Origin of the sequence: Roseobacter sp. (genome assembly GCF_039970775.1) — a bacterium.
GTDB lineage: Bacteria > Pseudomonadota > Alphaproteobacteria > Rhodobacterales > Rhodobacteraceae > Roseobacter.
In genome coordinates, this window is sequence record NZ_JBDVLG010000033.1 from 1 (window position 1) to 17,350 (window position 17,350).

The following is a 17,350-nucleotide window of genomic DNA, read 5'->3' on the forward strand; positions in this document are numbered from 1 at the left end:
AGCGCAAAGGCCCGCCCTATGCAAACCCTGCTCGACGTTATTATCCCGGTCTTTGTGGTCATCGGTTTTGGCTATGTGGCCGTCTGGCGCGGATTTTTCACGACGTCGGGCATCGACGGGTTGATGAAATTCACCCAAAGCTTTGCGATCCCGTGCTTGTTGTTCCAAGCCATCGCCAAGATCGATTTGGGTCATTCGTTTGATCCTGTCTTGCTTAGCAGTTTTTACGCAGGGGCCGCGATTTGTTTCGCCGCCGGGCTGGTGGGCGCACGGGTGGTGTTCAAACGCGACTGGGAAGACTGCGTGGCGATTGGGTTTTGCTGCCTGTTCTCGAACTCGGTGTTATTGGGCCTGCCCATCACCGAACGCGCCTATGGCCCCGACGCGCTGACCGGCAATTTCGCCATCGTCGCGATGCATTCGCCGTTTTGCTATGGGCTGGGCATCACCGCGATGGAAATCGTGCGCAACCGCGGGCAATCGGTGCTGGTGATGGCGCGCGGGGTCGCGCGGTCGATGTTCCGCAATGCGCTGGTTGTGGCCATTGCGCTGGGGTTTTTCGTGAATCTGACGGGGCTACCCATGCCGACCGTGATAGACGACGCGCTGTCGTTGATCGCGCGCGCGGCTTTGCCTGCGGCGCTGTTTGCGCTGGGGGGCGTGCTGGTGCAATACCGGCCCGAAGGCGACGGGCGCACTATTGCGATGGTCTGCGTGATCGCATTGGTGTTGCATCCCGCGCTGGTCTGGCTTTTTGGCAGCGCGCAGCACCTGCCCACCGATGGGTTCCGGTCTGGGGTACTTACATCGGCCATGGCGCCGGGGGTGAACTCGTACATATTTGCCAATATGTACGGCCGGGCCAAACGGGTCGCTGCGTCATCGGTGCTGATCGCCACAGGCGTGTCGGTGATCACCGTTTGGCTGTGGCTGATCGCATTGGGCGGCACCTAAAGGCGCGCTATCCGTGGCGCGCGGCGACCGTTTTCAGCGATGAAAACCCATAAAGCGCCTCAAACCCTTTTTCGCGCCCATGTCCGGATAGGCCACTGCCGCCAAACGGCAATTCAACCCCGCCGCCTGCACCGTAGTTGTTCAAAAACACCTGACCCGCACGCAACGCCCGCGCCAACCGCATCTGCCGTGCGCCATCCCGCGTCCAGATGGACGCGACCAACCCATAAGGCGTGCCATTGGCGATGGCCAAAGCTTCGGCTTCGTCGTCAAACGGGATGATCACCTGCACCGGGCCAAATATTTCGTCCTGCGCCAAACGGTGCGACGGCGCGACCCCGGTAAATAACGTGGGCGCCACATAGGCCCCGCCCTGCGGCAGATCACCGGACAGATCCGCCACCGCTGCGATCTCCAGATCCGTGGCCTGCGCCAAGAACCCATGCACGATCTCTTTTTGCCGTAGCGAAATCTGCGGCCCCACATCCAGATCCGCCAACGCAGGCCCCACACGCAGGGCGCTATAGCGGGCGGCCATCGCAGCCACCACGCGGTCATAGACCCCGCGCTGCACCAAAATACGCGATGACGCCGAACAGGTTTGGCCTGCATTTTGAATACCCGCGTTGACCAAAAACGGCAGGGCGGCATCGATGTCAGCATCGTCAAACACCAGCTGCGGGGATTTGCCGCCCAGTTCCAGCGTCACGGGCACGACGTTTTCGCCCGCCGCCTGTTGCACCAACCGCCCCGTGCCAACGGATCCGGTAAACGACACATGCCGCACATCCGGGTGGCGGCTTAGGGCCGCACCGGCTTCGGCGCCCAGCCCCGGCACCACATTCAGCGCCCCCGCAGGCAGCCCTGCCCGCGCCGCCAGTTCGGCAAAGGCCAGCGCCGTCAAACAGGCCTCTTCGGCGGGTTTCAGAACACAGGCATTACCCATCGCCAGCGCAGCCCCCACCGACCGGCCGATGATCTGCATCGGGTAATTCCACGGTACGATATGCCCCGTCACCCCATGCGGTTCGCGCAGGGTATAAACGGTGTAGCCATCCATATAGGGGATCGTACTGCCGTGGATTTTATCTGCCGCGCCGGCGTAAAATTCCATGTAGCGCGCAAGGGCCACAACATCGGCGCGCGCCTGTGTCAGGGGTTTGCCCACATCGCGGGCCTCTAGGTCGGCCAACACATCGATCTGTTCCAGCACCAATTGCCCCAAACGCGCCAACACTCGGCCCCGTTCCACGGCAGTGGCGCGCCCCCAATCGCCATCCAATGCCGCCTGTGCTGCGGCCACGGCGCGATCTATATCAGGCTCCTGCCCCCGCGCGATCTGGCACAACGCATCGCCGGTGGATGGGTCCGTCAACGCCAGCGTGTCACCCGATGACGGGGCCTGCCAACGCCCTGCAATAAAACACATCGATAGGTCGATCCCCAGCGGCCGAAGTGTCATGCGCGTTTCTCCTTGAATGGTGCGTTGGCGCGATCAGGACACGCAGCCCCCCTGCGGTCAAGCCGCTTGTTACCGCGAGGCCTGATATGCTCTGGACCCCTGTGCGGCAAAAGCCTAAACGGGTCAGTATGATGATCCGCCGTGCCTTTGCCAATTGTGGCTGCGTGTTGCTGTTGATTGCGAGCCTCGCAATGTCGGCGGCGGCCTTTGCGCACCGTGTCGCAGACCCGGCCCCATCGCCCGACCTGCTGGCGTATCTCGATATAGGCGGCACGCTAGAAGACCTATGCGGTGACACCGGCCCCTCGCATTTGACCAGCGCCTGTGACGCCTGCCGGATCATGGCCAACGCGCTGGCTCCGATGGGCGCGCGCCCCCTGCACCGCCCGCAAAACGGTCGCGTCTCTGTCTGGGTGCGCCCGATCGCACAGGCCATGCACGCGCCGCACCCGCCCGTGTCGCCCCCCAGCCGCGCGCCGCCTGCCGTCTGACCCCAAACGTAATTCCCCTACATAATATTCGCGCCCAATACGGCGCATCCAAAAAGGTTCAGACGATGAAAACCCTGACATTGGCGGCAACAGCCGCATTTTTTGCTCTCACCACGCTGGCATCCGCCCATGAATACAAAATCGGCGATCTGGTGGTAGACCACCCGATGGCGTTTAACACCGCACCCACCGCGAAATCTGGCGGCGGGTACCTGACCGTCACCAACACCGGCGACACCGATGACACGTTGATCGGCGTGCGCGCAGATTTCCCCCGCGTGATGCTGCACACCACCACAGAAAAAGACGGCATCGCACGGATGTCCCATGTTGATGCCATTGTGGTGCCCGCAGGCGAAACCGTCGCGCTAGAGCCCGGTGGTTTTCACGTGATGTTCATGGGGCTAGACGGGAACGGTTTCGAAGTCGGCGCGAAAATCCCAGCCACGTTGATCTTTGAAACCGCAGGCGAACTGGATGTGTCGTTTAGCATCGAAGAACGCGGTACCGCCAAAGACGACCATTCGGATCATTCAGGTCACTCCGACCATTCGGAGCATTCCGAGCACAAAAAATAACATCGGTGCCATTGGGGGCCTGCGTTCTGCGGGCCCCCTTATAAATCGACCTCGATCACGCCCCCCGGTGTCGCAGCCCGGCTTTGGCACAAGATAACAGACGTTTCGCGTTGCCGTTTGGACAAGACGAAATCACGGTGATCGACCGCCCCCCCAATCAGGCCGCATTTGCACACACCACACAGGCCATCTGAACATTTCACATCAATGGCCACGCCGTTTTCTGTCAAAATATCCGTGGCAGCCCGGTCTGCGGGCACATGCAATTCGCGCCCCGATCGTGCCAATCGCAGGGTAAACCCGTGGTTTTCAGACACGGGCACGTCGGGCACGGTGAAATATTCGATATGTTGCGCGTCTTCCGGCACGCCTTGCCGTGTGGCAGCGGTGGTGACGGCCGTCATATAGGCCTGCGGACCACAAGCGTAGACATGCCAGCCGGGCCGATATCCCGCCAACACCTGATCAAGATCGGCACGGGTGCCTGTGGCAGAATTGTGCACGGTCACTTTGTCAGCCCAGGGCATCGCGCGCAATTGATCGGCAAACCCGTCTTGGGTATCGGACGACACCGAATAATGCAGCGCAAAATCCGCGCCCTGATGGTGACACTCATGGGCAAAGGCGATCATCGGCGTGATCCCGATACCACCACCCATCAACATGTGCCGCGTGGCGTCCGGCGCCAGTGGGAAATGGTTGATCGGCTTGGAGACGAAAATCTTGCGCCCTTGGGTGAACAACTGATGCATCAAGGCAGACCCACCGCGGCCTGCGTCTTCGCGCAGCACGGCCAATTCGTACCGCGTCCTGTCGGCCGGATCACCGCAGAGCGAAAACTGGCGGAAAAACTGCGGCGCCACGACCACATCCAAATGCGCGCCCGCCTGCCACGCGGGCAAGGGTTGGTCATCCAGCGCGCGCAGTTCGTATTTGCGGATCTTGGTCGTCAGATCGGTGACCTGTGACACCTGCACACGCACCACCGGTGCGTCGCCCTGCCCCAGATAGGTATGCGCCAGCCCGTCCGTTTGCCCTGCGGCCAACCGGGCCTGATATTCTTGCGCGGTGATCAACGCCTGATACGCCTCGATCCCCTTTTCGCGGTCCATCGGATAGGGAAAGGGATGCGGTGGTGGTGCCAAAGACGCGGGGTACACCGCCAAGGTTTGATCGGCGTAGTCGAGCTTTAGGTCGGGTTGCAGGTCGCGGTAATTTGTGGGCTCTGCGACCGGGTCATACCCGCCAGCGGCGTTGACCTTCAGATCCCACCACCACCGTTTTTGCGGATTGATCCGCCCGTTGCCCACCAGATCATCGGCCCGCGCCAATACGCCCGCCATGGCAGGCACGTTCATCGCGATCCAGCGCAGGGGTTTTTCGTGCTGTAGCCCTTCCATGTTCCACGGGCAGGTTTTCATGCATCGCCCGCACATGGAACCACCCTGTTGGGTCAGCCGGTAGGTGATGCATTTCTGGCTGTCGGATTTCCAGATTTCGTAGCCGTTGAACATCAGTTTCGGGCCCGCCGTGATCGCCCCCGATGGGCATTCGCGCGCGCATTTGTTGCAAGATTCGCAAAACGCCTGCATGCCAAAATCGATGGGTTTGTCATGTCTGAGCGGCATGGTCGTGGTGATGCACCCCGATTTCAGGCGCGGCCCTAGAAACGGGTTCACGATCACCTCGCCGATGCGGCTGACCTCACCCAAACCCGACAGCAACAACAACGGCGGTTGCAGAACCTCACTGTCAAGGTTGGTGTGCACCCGCGCCTCATAGCCCAAATTGCGGATCTGTTTGCCGATCACCCCACCCAGCAGGGAAAACCGCAGATAGGCCCGCATCGATTGCGCCACCGCGATCCAATCATCCCCCGAAGACCCTTCGGTGGTGTCAAACCCCTGATCGATGATCAGGCTAATGGCGTTGGGGTGCGTGGGTGTGATCGGCGCGCCCACCGCATCATGGGAATACCACGCCCAATCGGGGCATCGCGAAATGCCAACCGCATCAGCGCCCATGAAATACGCCGCCGCCTTGATGCCTTCGGCGTTGCGCGCCGCATCACGCGCACCCTCAAAGACCTGCGCGGCAGGCGCGCCCTGCTGCAACAACAACAGCGCCCCCGATGGGCGCCGAATCGCCGCGCTGATCGGGGATTTCTGTGCGAAATACCCGTTTTTTGTGTTGTCCTGATTGGCCTTACCCATGTCACCAAATTGCGCGCGGGCGAACATATCAGTGCGTTTGGGCACCCGCGCCACCCGCGCCTCGTCGATATAGGTGGTGGGGGTATCCACGCGTTTGAGCGTCTCGAAGGGGTGCGCCCCATCCGCATAGCGCCGTTTGGCAAAGGGGTGCCTGGGCCCGCGCGCCGATTTTGGCTGCTGCGCCAACGGGGCCAGCGGCGCATCCACCGTCATCGCGAAATTGGTGGTCACCGCCGCCAGTTGAAACCGCGTGCCCGCGAACGGGTTGACCAACGCACCGTCCTCGACGGTGGCCAGCCCTGCCCCAACGGCCAGTTTGTTCAGATCAACATCGGAAGACGTCGCCGTGTGCGCCTTGGCGTCATACCCCAAAACGCGCAGATAACTGGCGATGATCACCGCCGTTTCGGTGCCCCGCAACGCCGCCCGTTGCGGGTGCGCGCCCGCGATCCACTCATAGCCCGGTTCATCTGGTGTGGGGTCGCGACCGTGGTCATACAAAAACACAACCGTGTGGGTGTGGCCGTCGATGGTGCGCGGCGGCGCGGTCATGCTGTCGCGCAGGTCGGTCATGATCGCATCGATCCCCACCGCCAAGGTCTGGGTCTGGCGGGTCCGCAGTTCTTCGGCCAACCGGTCAATGCCGGGGTTGCGTATGGGCTGCGCCAACATCTGGCTGGCATCCAACCGCCCGATCCCCACCATAGGGGCGTCTTGAAAATAGCCAAACGACTTGATGTGGCGTGCCCGTTCATCCCGGTCATCGGGGCAGCCGGACACAACCGTGTTGATCAGCCCGTCGCAGATCACATCCAACATCGCCTGATATTCATCCATCGCGTTCACAAGAGACGCCGGTTGATCACCACGATCAAACGACACCGGCTGCATCGGTGGGACCCGCGACAGATCAGGCGGGCCCTCGTGGCGCACCAAACGTCCCAATGGGAAAGGCCCCTGATGAAACGGCCTGTTGCGGGTCGAGAAAATCTTGGCAGTCAACGGGTGCTCCCTTCGGCCGTCCCATGCCGCAACCTGTCGCAGCACAGACCGTCAAAATCAATGATGCCCCGAACATTCGCCTACGTATGTTGCCGCAAATCTGCAGCAGTTGCGGTACGCGTGGGGTCTTTTCGGCCGCGCCTGTCTGCGTTAGACCACGGATATGGTGGAATGGATCATATCAGACGGGCTGACAGATTACCGCACGGCCGAGGCCTGGATGGAGGCGCGCGCCGACGCGGTTTTTGCAGGCCACGCGGAGGAATGCGTGTGGTTGGTGGAACATCCCCCCCTGTATTCGGCAGGCACCAGCGCCCGCATCGAAGACCTGACGGACCCGGACCGTTTTCCGGTTTATGAGACCCGGCGGGGTGGCCAATATACCTATCATGGGCCGGGCCAACGGGTCGCCTATGTTGTGCTAAATGTGGGCCAGCGCGGGCATGATGTCCGCCTGTTTGTGCAACAGTTAGAGGCCTGGGTGATCGCGACGTTAGATGCCTTCAATGTCACCGGTGTTATTCGTGATGGGCGCGTGGGTGTTTGGGTCGAACGGCCTGAAAAACCAGCCCAAGCCGATGGCACACCCGCAGAAGATAAGATCGCAGCGATCGGTATCCGGTTGCGCAAATGGATCAGTTTTCACGGTATATCGTTGAATGTGGAGCCCGATTTGCGGCACTTTGATGGTATCGTGCCCTGTGGCATACAGGCCCACGGCGTCACCAGCCTGGTGGATCTGGGGCTGCCCGTTGAGATGTCGGATGTGGATCTGGCTTTGCGCGCTGCGTTTACCGACATCTTTGGCGACACCCCGCAACCGCGCCCATCGCCTGGCTTAGCCCCCTAACTGTGAGGGCGCCGTTGGTCGCTATGACAGGCCGTAACGAACCTGGATATATCGTCGATATTAATGGGTTTGGCCATATAGGTATGGACGTTCGGATCCGCCTCGGCGCGGTCATGATCGGCGCGTAACGCAGAGGTCGACAGCATGATGATCAAGGTGTCTTGGTCACGCGTTTCTTCGGGCAATGCCGCGAACCCTTCGAGAAACTCAAACCCGTCCATCCGCGGCATGTTGATATCCAGCAACACCAGTTGCGGCCATGGGTCGCCCGCCGCGGCGAGGTCTTGCAGATACTCCAGCGCCGCCAGCCCGTCGGTGACCACGTCAACCTGCCGGATCAACCCGCTGCGTTTGATCATGCGTCCATGCATCAGATTGGTCACCGTATCGTCATCAACCAACAGGATTTTATCAATGGGGGTTTCACACGGTGTCATACCGGCACCTGGTTGTTTAACAGACGGATCGAAAAACAGCTGCCCTTGCCCAAGGTGCTGGTGACCATGATCGCGCCACCCACACGGTCCAACACCCGGCGGATCGAATAAAGAGACACGCCCGCCCCTTCCGGCGTGGTATGTGCGCGTTTAAACAGGCCAAAGACCTTTTCGAGATCTCGCGGCAGGTCCAATCCGGTGCCATTGTCACGGATCGCAATATCCACATAGTCAGGCCCAGCCCGAGAGCTAATGTGAACCCGCGGCCGCCGCCCCGGATGATGGTATTTCATCGCATTCCCGATGATCGCCTGCAAAACATTTTCCATCTCACGCGGAAGAAACCACACCTCAGATTGTGCAAAGTCAGTCTTGATCACCGCGCGGGTTCTGGTGGTTTGATAATGCAGGCTCACTAATGCCCGTTCGGTGACATCGGCCAAGCTGACTTTTTCAAATTTATCCAGTGAACCCGAATGGGCCTGTGCCACACAGATCAACGCGTCCAGCTTTTCGCCAGCTTGATCCGACACATCGCGCAGCCAGCCAAGGGTCTCGACGTGTTCAGGCGGCAACAACGGTTCGGCTTCGCTCAACATATGGATCAGGCTGCTGATGTTGTTGACTGGCACCTTTAGGTCGTGGGTCGCGACATAGGTCAGATCCTTGAGATCGCGGTTCAGATCGTCCAATTCGGCCGTCCGCTGCGCCATGCGTTGCGCAAGCTCGGTATTCAGTGCCTGCAATTCTTGCGTCCGCGCAGCGATGCGCGCTTCCAGCTCATCGTGGATCGTGCGCAATCCGACTTGGGCGGTTTTCTCTTCGGTGATGTCCAGTGCGAGACCAATGTGGCGCAGGATCGTCCCATCTGCCGCCCGTTCAAACACCGCATCGACGCTGCGCAGCCACCGCACCTCGCCCGACCGCGTGCGCACGCGGTATTCGTGGCGCGCCTCTTCATCGTCGTGCAGCGACGCCAATGTATCAAGATACGCATGCAGCGCGGGCTGGTCTTCGATCAGCACGACTGATTCTCCGAGAGTCGCGCCGTGTTCCGCGATTTCTTTAGGCGAATACCCCAAAAGATCCAAAATCGACCGGTTTGAATACTCGTTGGTCATGGTCTGTTGGTTAAAAATATAGATAACACCCGGCAAGAGGTTTGCCAGTTTTTCCCAAAACGCAAGGCCAAGCGCGCCGGCAGGAACCGGCGGCATACCAATGCATTGGGGAAATATCGCCCGCATAATGTTATCGTCTCCCACAATTCCAGCCATAAGCAACTGTACCACACACCCAATTTCACTATGTCGCAGGAAGCTTAAGTCCGCGTAAACGAAATCGAGATACGTTAAATTTGCGCTAATCTTTTCAACGGCAACGCGGGCAGCACGCCCCGGCCCAACAAACTGGGACTTTTCTCGGGCTGCGGCAATTACGATCATTGCTCCGATGGCCATCTCGCACTAGAAGACCAAGGACTCCAATGCGACACACGGGAACCGTGCGGCATTGGTTAACTGACAACTGAGGAGGCACAAGCATGGCAGACGCAGCCATCCATGGCGACGAACACCATGATGGACCCACGTTTTTTCAACGCTGGTTCATGTCCACAAACCACAAAGACATCGGTATTCTATACCTGATCGTCTCAGCCCTCGTTGGCTTTGTATCGGTGGCATTCACCGTGTACATGCGCCTCGAACTTATGGATCCGGGCGTCCAGTACATGTGTCAGGAGGGCGCGCGCTTTTTCGCCTCTGCTGCGACCTGTACCCCTAACGGGCACCTGTGGAATGTTCTGATCACCGGCCACGGCATCTTGATGATGTTCTTTGTGGTTATCCCCGCCCTATTCGGCGGTTTTGGCAACTATTTCATGCCCTTGCAAATCGGCGCGCCCGATATGGCCTTCCCGCGCATGAACAACCTTAGCTTTTGGTTGTATGTCGCGGGCACCTCGCTGGCGATCTGTTCGGTGCTGGCACCCGGTGGCAACGACCAACTTGGGTCGGGCGTGGGCTGGGTTTTGTACCCGCCGCTGTCCACCAATGAGGGCGGCTATTCGATGGATCTGGCGATCTTTGCGGTGCACGTCTCTGGTGCGTCGTCGATCCTGGGCGCGATCAACATGATCACCACCTTCCTGAACATGCGTGCCCCTGGCATGACCCTGTTCAAGGTGCCGCTGTTTGCGTGGTCGATCTTTGTGACCAGCTGGCTGATCTTGCTGTCCCTGCCGGTTCTGGCGGGCGCAATCACCATGCTGTTGATGGACCGGAACTTTGGGTTCACCTTCTTTGATCCGTCAGGCGGCGGTGATCCGGTCTTGTACCAGCACATCTTGTGGTTCTTTGGTCACCCCGAAGTGTACATCATCATCCTGCCGGGCTTTGGCATTATCTCCCACGTGATCGCGACCTTTGCGCGCAAACCTGTGTTTGGCTACCTGCCGATGGTTTGGGCGATCATTGCGATCGGTGCGTTGGGTTTTGTCGTCTGGGCACACCACATGTACACCGTCGGTATGAGCCTCAACCAACAGGCTTACTTTATGCTGGCCACGATGGTCATCGCGGTGCCAACCGGCGTCAAGGTGTTCAGCTGGATCGCCACCATGTGGGGCGGTTCGGTGGAATTCAAAACACCCATGCTCTGGGCGTTTGGCTTTCTGTTCCTGTTCACCGTTGGCGGTGTGACGGGCATCGTGCTGTCGCAGGCTGCGGTCGACCGGTACTACCACGACACCTACTATGTGGTTGCGCACTTCCACTACGTGATGTCGCTCGGCGCGGTCTTCACCATCTTTGCGGGGATCTACTTCTACTTCCCCAAGATGACCGGCAAGATGTATCCTGAATGGGCGGGCAAACTGCACTTTTGGATGATGTTTATCGGCGCAAACCTGACCTTCTTCCCACAGCACTTCTTGGGCCGTCAGGGTATGCCACGTCGCTACATCGACTATCCAGAGGCCTTCGCCTACTGGAACCAATGGTCCAGCTGGGGCGCGTTCCTGAGCTTTGCATCCTTCTTGTTCTTCTTCGGCATCATCATCTGGTCGCTAATGAAGGGTAAAGAATGCAAGGAAGCCAACCCTTGGAATGAATACGCCGACACGCTGGAATGGACCCTACCCAGCCCGCCGCCCGAGCACACGTTCGAGCAGCTGCCAAAGCAGGAAGACTGGGACAAACAGCCCAGCCACTAAGGCACAGTAAACACGACCAAAGGCCTCGGATCTTCCGGGGCCTTTTTCGTAGGCCCCACCATAATTCGGCGCCTTCGGCAGCACCAACCCGCCGTGCCACGCAACGCGCAGACTTATAGCGCGCACCAGATGTCACAGCAGCTTGACCACCTGTCGCATTGCCCTGCATCGGGCAGCCCGATATCATCGCCCCATGCCTTACCAATGGACATCCCCCCCCGGCGCCAGCCCTCAAACGCTCCGGTTGTGGCCACATAATTCGCTGCCTGCGCGGGGCATGGCGGTCTTTGTGATGGCGACGTTTGTGCTGATCTGCATCCCCACTTTACCGTTATTGGGGACACCGATTCTCTGGGGGATGTTGCCCTTTCTGGTCGCGGCGGTGTGGGGGATGTTCTTTGCGCTGCAACGCAATTACCGCGCCCGCCAGATCACCGAAGTTCTGACACTCGATGACACCGCCGCCCATCTCACCCGGCGCGACCCATCGGGCGCTGTGCGCGAATGGGATTGCAACCGTTATTGGACGACCATCACCAAATATGAGACCGACGGCCCGGTGCCTCACTACATCACACTCAAAGGCATGGGCCGCGAGGTGGAAATCGGCGCGTTTCTGAGCGAACAAGAACGCGTCTCTCTGTATGACGAGCTTCAGATCGCCTGGCGACGTTAGGGGGCAGCCCCCGATAGGGTCGGCCCATCCCACTTGTTTTTATCCCACCACAGGGCACGCAGGGTTTCCACCTGACTGGTAAATCGCGCCTCAAGCGGCGTGCTCTGCTCTATCCGGTCGGTCCGAAAATGCCGGAAATCGCCGCGCAATTCGCAAAACCCGGCCAGCATGACACAGTCCAGATGATACACCAACGCCAACGGGCGCACCACGCGCTGGGTCTGCGCGCCGCTTTCATCGCGGTACGTCAACTCTAGTTTCGCCGCGCTGCGAATAGCATCGCGCACCCCGGCACCGCAAACGGCACCGGTGTCATCGGGCGGCGCCCCCCACGGGGCGACCTGCATCCAATCGGCAGACCCGTGCAGGGCGTCGATCTTGCGGTGAATGCGCAGCGCCGCCGATTGCAGCCCACCATCCCCCGTGCGCGCCAACATCGCCAAACCAACCCGCAGCGCGTCTCTTTCATCTGCATCGAAATTCAGCGGCGGCAAATCATACCCCGACCGCATGACATACCCAATACCGGGCGCCCCTTCGATAGGCGTTTGGCGGGCCTGCAATGTCGCGATATCGCGGTAAATCGTGCGCACACTGACTTCTAGCCGCCGCGCCAGATCATCGGCTGTCATCGGCGCCTTGGCCGCACGCAACACCTGAATTACCTCGAACAATCGATCTGACCTTGGCATGCGTGCATCCTTTTCCTGCCTACTGACAGGTTAACACACGCCCCTGACAGCCCCCTGTCAGTAGGGGTGCGCGATACAGGTAAAAAACCAAGAGGGCGCGATGTCAGTTTATGATCACCACACGATGATGCAATTGCGGCTGGGGCGGTGGGGCGACGACCCCCACCCTGCGCCCAACCCCGGCATCCCCCGGCGCAAAAGCCGCGCAAGGGCACGTGGGGTCGTGGCGCGGATACGCCGGGTCTTCAGCTCAATCGCGCCTTGACCTTTGGACCGACCGTTCCAAAATCCATCTGGCCGGTGTATTTCCCTTTCAAGATCGCCATGACCTTGCCCATGTCGCGAATGCTGTCCGCGCCCACTTCGGCCACGGCGGCGTCCACGGCTTTGTCTGCCTCATCTTCGGTCAGCTGCTGCGGTAGAAATTCTTCGATCACCTGGATCTCGCGGCGCTCGCCCTCGGCCAGATCCAACCGGCCGCCTTCTTCGTAGGCGCGCGCGCTTTCCAGACGTTGTTTGGCCATTTTGCCCAGAATCGCCAGCACCTCGGCCGCGCCCACACCATCGTCGTTTCCTTCGGCCCGCGCGGCAATATCCTTGTCTTTGATCGCAGCATTGATCAACCGAAGCGTCGACAGCCGATCTGCGGCCTTGTCTTTCATCGCCTGCTTTAATGCCGCCGAAATTTTTGCGCGCAGTTCCATGGGTTATTTATCCTTTTAAAACCGCGCCACCCCGTAAAAGACAGCCACAGTATATGGTCAGGCCTTGGACCATATCTAAACTGTCGGCGCGCCGCAACATGGCGCGTCACGGCGGATTTATGCAAACGCCATTCCCCCCTGAACAGGCCTTGACCCGCCCCGACGCCGCGTCTAGTTTCCGGCAGATTTCATTGACCTCCAAGGCCCGAAAGGATCGCCCATGCAGCCCTCTGCATCCGACCGCCCAACCGCTTGCCTCGCGCTTGCCGATGGTACCCTCTTTTACGGGACAGGCTTTGGCGCTACCGGCCAAACGGTGGCGGAACTGTGTTTCAACACAGCCATGACCGGCTATCAGGAGATCATGACGGACCCGTCCTATGCCGGGCAGATCGTCACGTTTACCTTCCCCCATATCGGCAATGTTGGCGTCACCCCCGAAGATGACGAAACCGCCGACCCGGTGGCCGAAGGCATGATCGTGAAATGGATGCCCACCGACCCGTCCAGCTGGCGGGCCGCACAAGATCTGAGCGCATGGCTCGCCTCACGCGGGCGGATCGCCATGGGCGGCGTCGATACCCGCCGCCTGACGCGTGCGGTGCGCAAATCGGGGGCCCCGCATGTGGCGCTGGCCCACGACCCGGACGGTAACTTTGACGTCGAGGCCCTGCTGGCTGCGGCCCGCGGGTTTGATGGGCTCGAAGGGCGCGACCTGGCCAAAAACGTGACCTGTGCGCAATCTTATCGGTGGAACGAAATGCGGTGGGCCTGGCCCGATGGCTATGCCGCGCAAACCGCGCCCAAGCACAAGGTCGTCGCCATTGATTACGGCGCCAAGCGCAATATTTTGCGGTGTCTGGCCAGTGCGGGTTGCGATGTGACCGTCCTACCAGCCAGTGCAACATTTGACGATATCATGGCGCAATCCCCCGACGGGGTGTTTTTGTCGAACGGTCCGGGTGATCCCGCCGCGACGGGGCAATACGCGGTGCCGATGATCCAACAGGTGTTGTCAGACACGGCACTGCCGGTGTTTGGGATTTGTCTGGGTCACCAGATGTTGGCTTTGGCCTTGGGCGCGCAGACCATCAAGATGAACCACGGCCACCACGGCGCCAACCACCCGGTCAAGGACCATGATACCGGCAAGGTTGAAATTACATCTATGAACCACGGGTTTGCCGTTGATGCACAGTCCCTGCCCGATGGTGTGATCGAAACCCATACGTCGTTGTTTGATGGGTCAAATTGCGGCATTCGGTTGGCGGATCGGCCTGTTTGGTCGGTGCAGCACCACCCCGAAGCCAGCCCCGGACCGCAAGACAGTTATTACCTGTTTGAACGTTTTGCGCAGGCCATGGCGGACCGCGCCGCATGATCACATGAAACCCGCTAGGGTTGAAAAGTGTTAATTTAACATAGTGTTAACCCTGTTCTGACAGCTTGCCGTCGTTGAGTACATTCAAGGCAAGTCGTAATGAACAACCTGCGGCTGGTGCTACCGGATCCCGAACCGGATCCGGAACTGTTAGCGCCGGCGATCTCGTATGAACCGATTGGTCAGATGCTGTTGGACCGGGGCAATATTGCCGCGACCGACCTTGCGCATGCACTGAAAATCCAAGGGCATGTCGATGCCCCCTTGGGCGAGATCATGGTATCCGAAGGACTGTTGCGCAAGCCCGACCTAATTGACGCGTTGGCAGATCAATGTCGCGCGCTCGGCGCGGATTTGGATCTTGAACCACCCGCTGCCAAGATGGCCGCTTGCCTGCCCGCCGAGGTCTGTTTGCGTCACGGTGTCGTGCCCTGGAAACGCGACGGGCTGCGCATTGTTGTAGCCACCAGCAGCCCTGCCGATTTCGCCGCCCTATGCCAAACCATGCGGCGACGCGGGTTGTCCCTGTTTCCGGTGATCGTAGACGAGGTGCAAATTCAGGCCCATATCAACCGGCTTTATGGCGCTGAACTGGCCGAAAAAGCCGTTGTGCGGGTGCCCGAGGAAGAAAGTTGCCGTACGTGGGCGGCCGGCGGGCAACACCGGATGCAGTGGGCCGCGGGCGCCTGTGGCGCGTTGATGTTGGCCTGCGTCGTGGCCCCAGCTTGGACCTTCACGGTTGCGGTGTTTTGGGCGGTTTTAACCTTGGTGATGACCACTGTTATGAAAGCCGCAGCTTTTGCCGCGCAGTTGGCCCATACGCCACCACCGCGCCGGGTGAATTACGATCTGAACACGACCAAATTCAGGATGCCACGGGTGTCGGTTCTTGTGCCTTTGCTCAAGGAAAAAGAGATCGCAGGGCAGTTGATTGCACGGCTTAGTTGCCTGACATACCCCAAATCACTGCTAAACGTGGTTTTGGTGCTGGAAGAGGGCGACACAACCACCCGTGATACCATCGCCGCGACCGACCTGCCCGATTGGATGAGCGTGATCGAAGTGCCCGGTGCGGGTGGGCTCACCACCAAACCACGCGCGCTGAATTACGCGCTCGATTTTTGCCGCGGCAGCATCGTTGGCGTCTGGGATGCCGAAGACTGGCCCGAAGCCGACCAGATCGAACGGGTCGTCACCCGCTTTAACGAAGCCCCCAAAGATGTCGTTTGCATACAAGGGGTTCTAGATTATTACAACGCGCGCACCAACTGGTTGTCGCGCTGTTTCACGATTGAATACGCCACCTGGTGGCGGGTGATCCTACCGGGCATCGCAAAACTGGGGCTGGTGCTGCCGTTGGGGGGCACCACGTTATTTTTCAAACGTGACGCGTTGGAACAATTGGGCGGCTGGGACGCGCATAACGTGACCGAAGACGCCGATTTGGGTGTGCGGCTGGCGCGCCATGGGTACGTGACAGAACTGCTGCCCACCGTCACCCATGAAGAGGCCACCAGTCGCGTCTGGCCGTGGGTGCGTCAACGGTCTCGGTGGCTCAAAGGGTTCATGATCACGTATTTCGTGCATATGCGCGACCCCGCCCAACTGTACCGCGACCTTGGGTTCAAACGGTTTCTCGGGCTGCAAACGATTTTCTTGGCATCGGTATCGCAATTCGCGGCGGCCCCGGTGTTGTGGTCGTTTTGGATCACGCTCTTTGGGGTCACTCACCCGGTGGAACTGACGTTGGGCGCGCAGGCGGTGTGGACCTGTGCGGGCATTTTCATCGTGGCCGAATGTCTGACCCTTTGCATGGGCATTTACGCCGTTTCTGGCAAAGCCCACCGCCACCTTATCGCCTATGTGCCGACGATGATGTTGTATTTCACACTGGGTGCTGCGGCCAGTTACAAAGCCCTGTGGGAGCTGATCCGCGCGCCGTTCTTTTGGGACAAAACCCAACACGGCGTGTCACATCAAACAGACGCGCGCTAGTTTTCCTCTTCGCGCCGCGCTGCATCCTGTTTGAGCCGGGTCATAAAGGCCACCGAAATATGCGCCCGCAATGCCTCGTCTGCGGCTTCGGCGTTTTGGGTTTCGATCGCGTGCACAATGGCGTCATGCTCCGATTGCGCGATTTTGCCACGCCCATCCGCCGCCAATGACGTCGTCGCCATTAGCGCCATCGTGCGGTGCACCAGATCAAGTTGTTGCACCAAATACCGGTTGTGCGAGGCCAGATGCACTTGTTTGTGAAACCGGCGATTGGCCCGCGCCAAGGCGGCTGGGTTTTCCGTCAGCGCGTTGTCGGCCTCGACCATGTCCCGTAACACGCGCACCTCTTCGGGGGTGGCATGTTGTGCCGCCAACCGCGCGGCCAAACCTTCCAGCTCGCGCCGCACCACATACAGCTCGGCCATCTGGTTGTGGTCCAACGACGCCACGATCAGGCTGCGCCCGTCCCGTGCCAACAACGATTGTGTTTCCAGCCGTTGCAACGCCTCGCGGATGGGTGTGCGTGACACGCCAAACCGTTCGGCCAATTCGCTTTCCACCAACCGGTCGCCGGGGCGGTATACGCCCAAATCAATCGCATCAAGGATCAAGGAATATGCGTCCGTCGGCTGCGATTTTTGCAGGCCCATAAAACTCGCTTTCATCAATACTGTTGGGCCACCTTAACGATGCGCCCCCGG

16 protein-coding genes are annotated in these 17,350 nt (G+C 59.8%); 9 read left to right on the plus strand and 7 right to left on the minus strand.

The features are described from left to right. Positions 1 to 18: 18 nt before the first annotated feature. Entirely contained in the window at positions 19 to 954 is a 936-nt protein-coding gene (locus ABJH13_RS07620) for an AEC family transporter (RefSeq protein WP_348405678.1), read from the plus strand. A gap of 7 nt (positions 955 to 961) precedes the next feature. On the opposite strand, the gene ABJH13_RS07625 is transcribed toward ABJH13_RS07620, so the two are convergent. After that, a complete protein-coding gene (locus ABJH13_RS07625) occupies positions 962 to 2,416 on the minus strand; it encodes an aldehyde dehydrogenase family protein (RefSeq protein ID WP_348405623.1) in 1,455 nt (484 codons plus the stop codon). An 86-nt stretch (positions 2,417 to 2,502) separates the two neighbouring features. Between ABJH13_RS07625 and ABJH13_RS07630 the strand changes: the two genes are divergently transcribed. Together ABJH13_RS07630 and ABJH13_RS07635 are read left to right on the plus strand one after the other, a co-directional pair. Continuing rightward, positions 2,503 to 2,907 carry a hypothetical protein gene (locus tag ABJH13_RS07630; protein ID WP_348405624.1) on the plus strand — a complete coding sequence of 135 codons (405 nt, stop codon included), beginning with the start codon at positions 2,503 to 2,505 and terminating at the stop codon, positions 2,905 to 2,907. Positions 2,908 to 2,972: 65 nt separating this feature from the next. Beyond that, positions 2,973 to 3,485: a copper chaperone PCu(A)C gene (locus ABJH13_RS07635; RefSeq protein WP_348405625.1), complete on the plus strand. Its 513-nt coding sequence runs from the start codon at positions 2,973 to 2,975 to the stop codon at positions 3,483 to 3,485. A 38-nt stretch (positions 3,486 to 3,523) separates the two neighbouring features. Here the strand turns inward: ABJH13_RS07635 and ABJH13_RS07640 are convergent, their stop codons facing one another. Next, complete coding sequence (locus ABJH13_RS07640; protein WP_348405626.1) at positions 3,524 to 6,700, minus strand: 4Fe-4S double cluster binding domain-containing protein; 3,177 nt, start codon at positions 6,698 to 6,700, stop codon at positions 3,524 to 3,526. A 163-nt stretch (positions 6,701 to 6,863) separates the two neighbouring features. Between ABJH13_RS07640 and lipB the strand changes: the two genes are divergently transcribed. Beyond that, positions 6,864 to 7,550 carry a lipoyl(octanoyl) transferase LipB gene (gene lipB, locus ABJH13_RS07645; RefSeq protein ID WP_348405627.1) on the plus strand — a complete coding sequence of 229 codons (687 nt, stop codon included), beginning with the start codon at positions 6,864 to 6,866 and terminating at the stop codon, positions 7,548 to 7,550. Here the strand turns inward: lipB and ABJH13_RS07650 are convergent. Together ABJH13_RS07650 and ABJH13_RS07655 are read right to left on the minus strand one after the other, a co-directional pair. Continuing rightward, positions 7,547 to 7,987, minus strand: coding sequence for a response regulator (locus tag ABJH13_RS07650; protein WP_348405628.1), 441 nt, complete (start codon positions 7,985 to 7,987; stop codon positions 7,547 to 7,549). The genes lipB and ABJH13_RS07650 overlap by 4 nt on opposite strands. Beyond that, positions 7,984 to 9,234, minus strand: coding sequence for a PAS domain-containing sensor histidine kinase (locus ABJH13_RS07655; protein ID WP_348405629.1), 1,251 nt, complete (start codon positions 9,232 to 9,234; stop codon positions 7,984 to 7,986). Before ABJH13_RS07655 ends, ABJH13_RS07650 begins: the two co-directional genes overlap by 4 nt. Before the next feature lie 296 nt (positions 9,235 to 9,530). On the opposite strand from ABJH13_RS07655, the gene ctaD reads away from it, so the two are divergent. Next, on the plus strand, positions 9,531 to 11,201 hold the full coding sequence (gene ctaD, locus ABJH13_RS07660; RefSeq protein ID WP_348405630.1) for a cytochrome c oxidase subunit I: 1,671 nt from the start codon (positions 9,531 to 9,533) through the stop codon (positions 11,199 to 11,201). A 193-nt stretch (positions 11,202 to 11,394) separates the two neighbouring features. Further along, a complete protein-coding gene (locus ABJH13_RS07665; RefSeq protein ID WP_348405631.1) occupies positions 11,395 to 11,877 on the plus strand; it encodes a DUF2244 domain-containing protein in 483 nt (160 codons plus the stop codon). Here ABJH13_RS07665 and ABJH13_RS07670 read toward each other — a convergent pair. After that, on the minus strand, positions 11,874 to 12,569 hold the full coding sequence (locus tag ABJH13_RS07670) for a YafY family protein (protein ID WP_348405632.1): 696 nt from the start codon (positions 12,567 to 12,569) through the stop codon (positions 11,874 to 11,876). The two genes, ABJH13_RS07665 and ABJH13_RS07670, sit on opposite strands and share 4 nt — an antisense overlap. A 100-nt stretch (positions 12,570 to 12,669) precedes the next feature. Between ABJH13_RS07670 and ABJH13_RS07675 the strand changes: the two genes are divergently transcribed. Further along, on the plus strand, positions 12,670 to 12,834 hold the full coding sequence (locus ABJH13_RS07675; protein ID WP_348405633.1) for a hypothetical protein: 165 nt from the start codon (positions 12,670 to 12,672) through the stop codon (positions 12,832 to 12,834). On the opposite strand, the gene ABJH13_RS07680 is transcribed toward ABJH13_RS07675, so the two are convergent. Then, positions 12,815 to 13,273, minus strand: a complete 459-nt coding sequence (locus tag ABJH13_RS07680; RefSeq protein ID WP_348405634.1) for a GatB/YqeY domain-containing protein — start codon at positions 13,271 to 13,273, stop codon at positions 12,815 to 12,817. The genes ABJH13_RS07675 and ABJH13_RS07680 overlap by 20 nt on opposite strands. Positions 13,274 to 13,493: 220 nt before the next feature. Here ABJH13_RS07680 and carA point away from each other — a divergent pair, with 220 nt between their 5' ends. Then, positions 13,494 to 14,654, plus strand: a complete 1,161-nt coding sequence (gene carA / locus ABJH13_RS07685; RefSeq protein WP_348405635.1) for a glutamine-hydrolyzing carbamoyl-phosphate synthase small subunit — start codon at positions 13,494 to 13,496, stop codon at positions 14,652 to 14,654. Positions 14,655 to 14,753: 99 nt separating this feature from the next. Continuing rightward, on the plus strand, positions 14,754 to 16,649 hold the full coding sequence (locus tag ABJH13_RS07690; protein WP_348405636.1) for a glycosyltransferase family 2 protein: 1,896 nt from the start codon (positions 14,754 to 14,756) through the stop codon (positions 16,647 to 16,649). On the opposite strand, the gene ABJH13_RS07695 is transcribed toward ABJH13_RS07690, so the two are convergent. Continuing rightward, positions 16,646 to 17,299 (minus strand): GntR family transcriptional regulator, encoded by a 654-nt coding sequence (locus ABJH13_RS07695; protein WP_348405679.1) that lies wholly within the window; start codon positions 17,297 to 17,299, stop codon positions 16,646 to 16,648. The two genes, ABJH13_RS07690 and ABJH13_RS07695, sit on opposite strands and share 4 nt — an antisense overlap. Between the last annotated feature and the right edge of the window lie 51 nt (positions 17,300 to 17,350).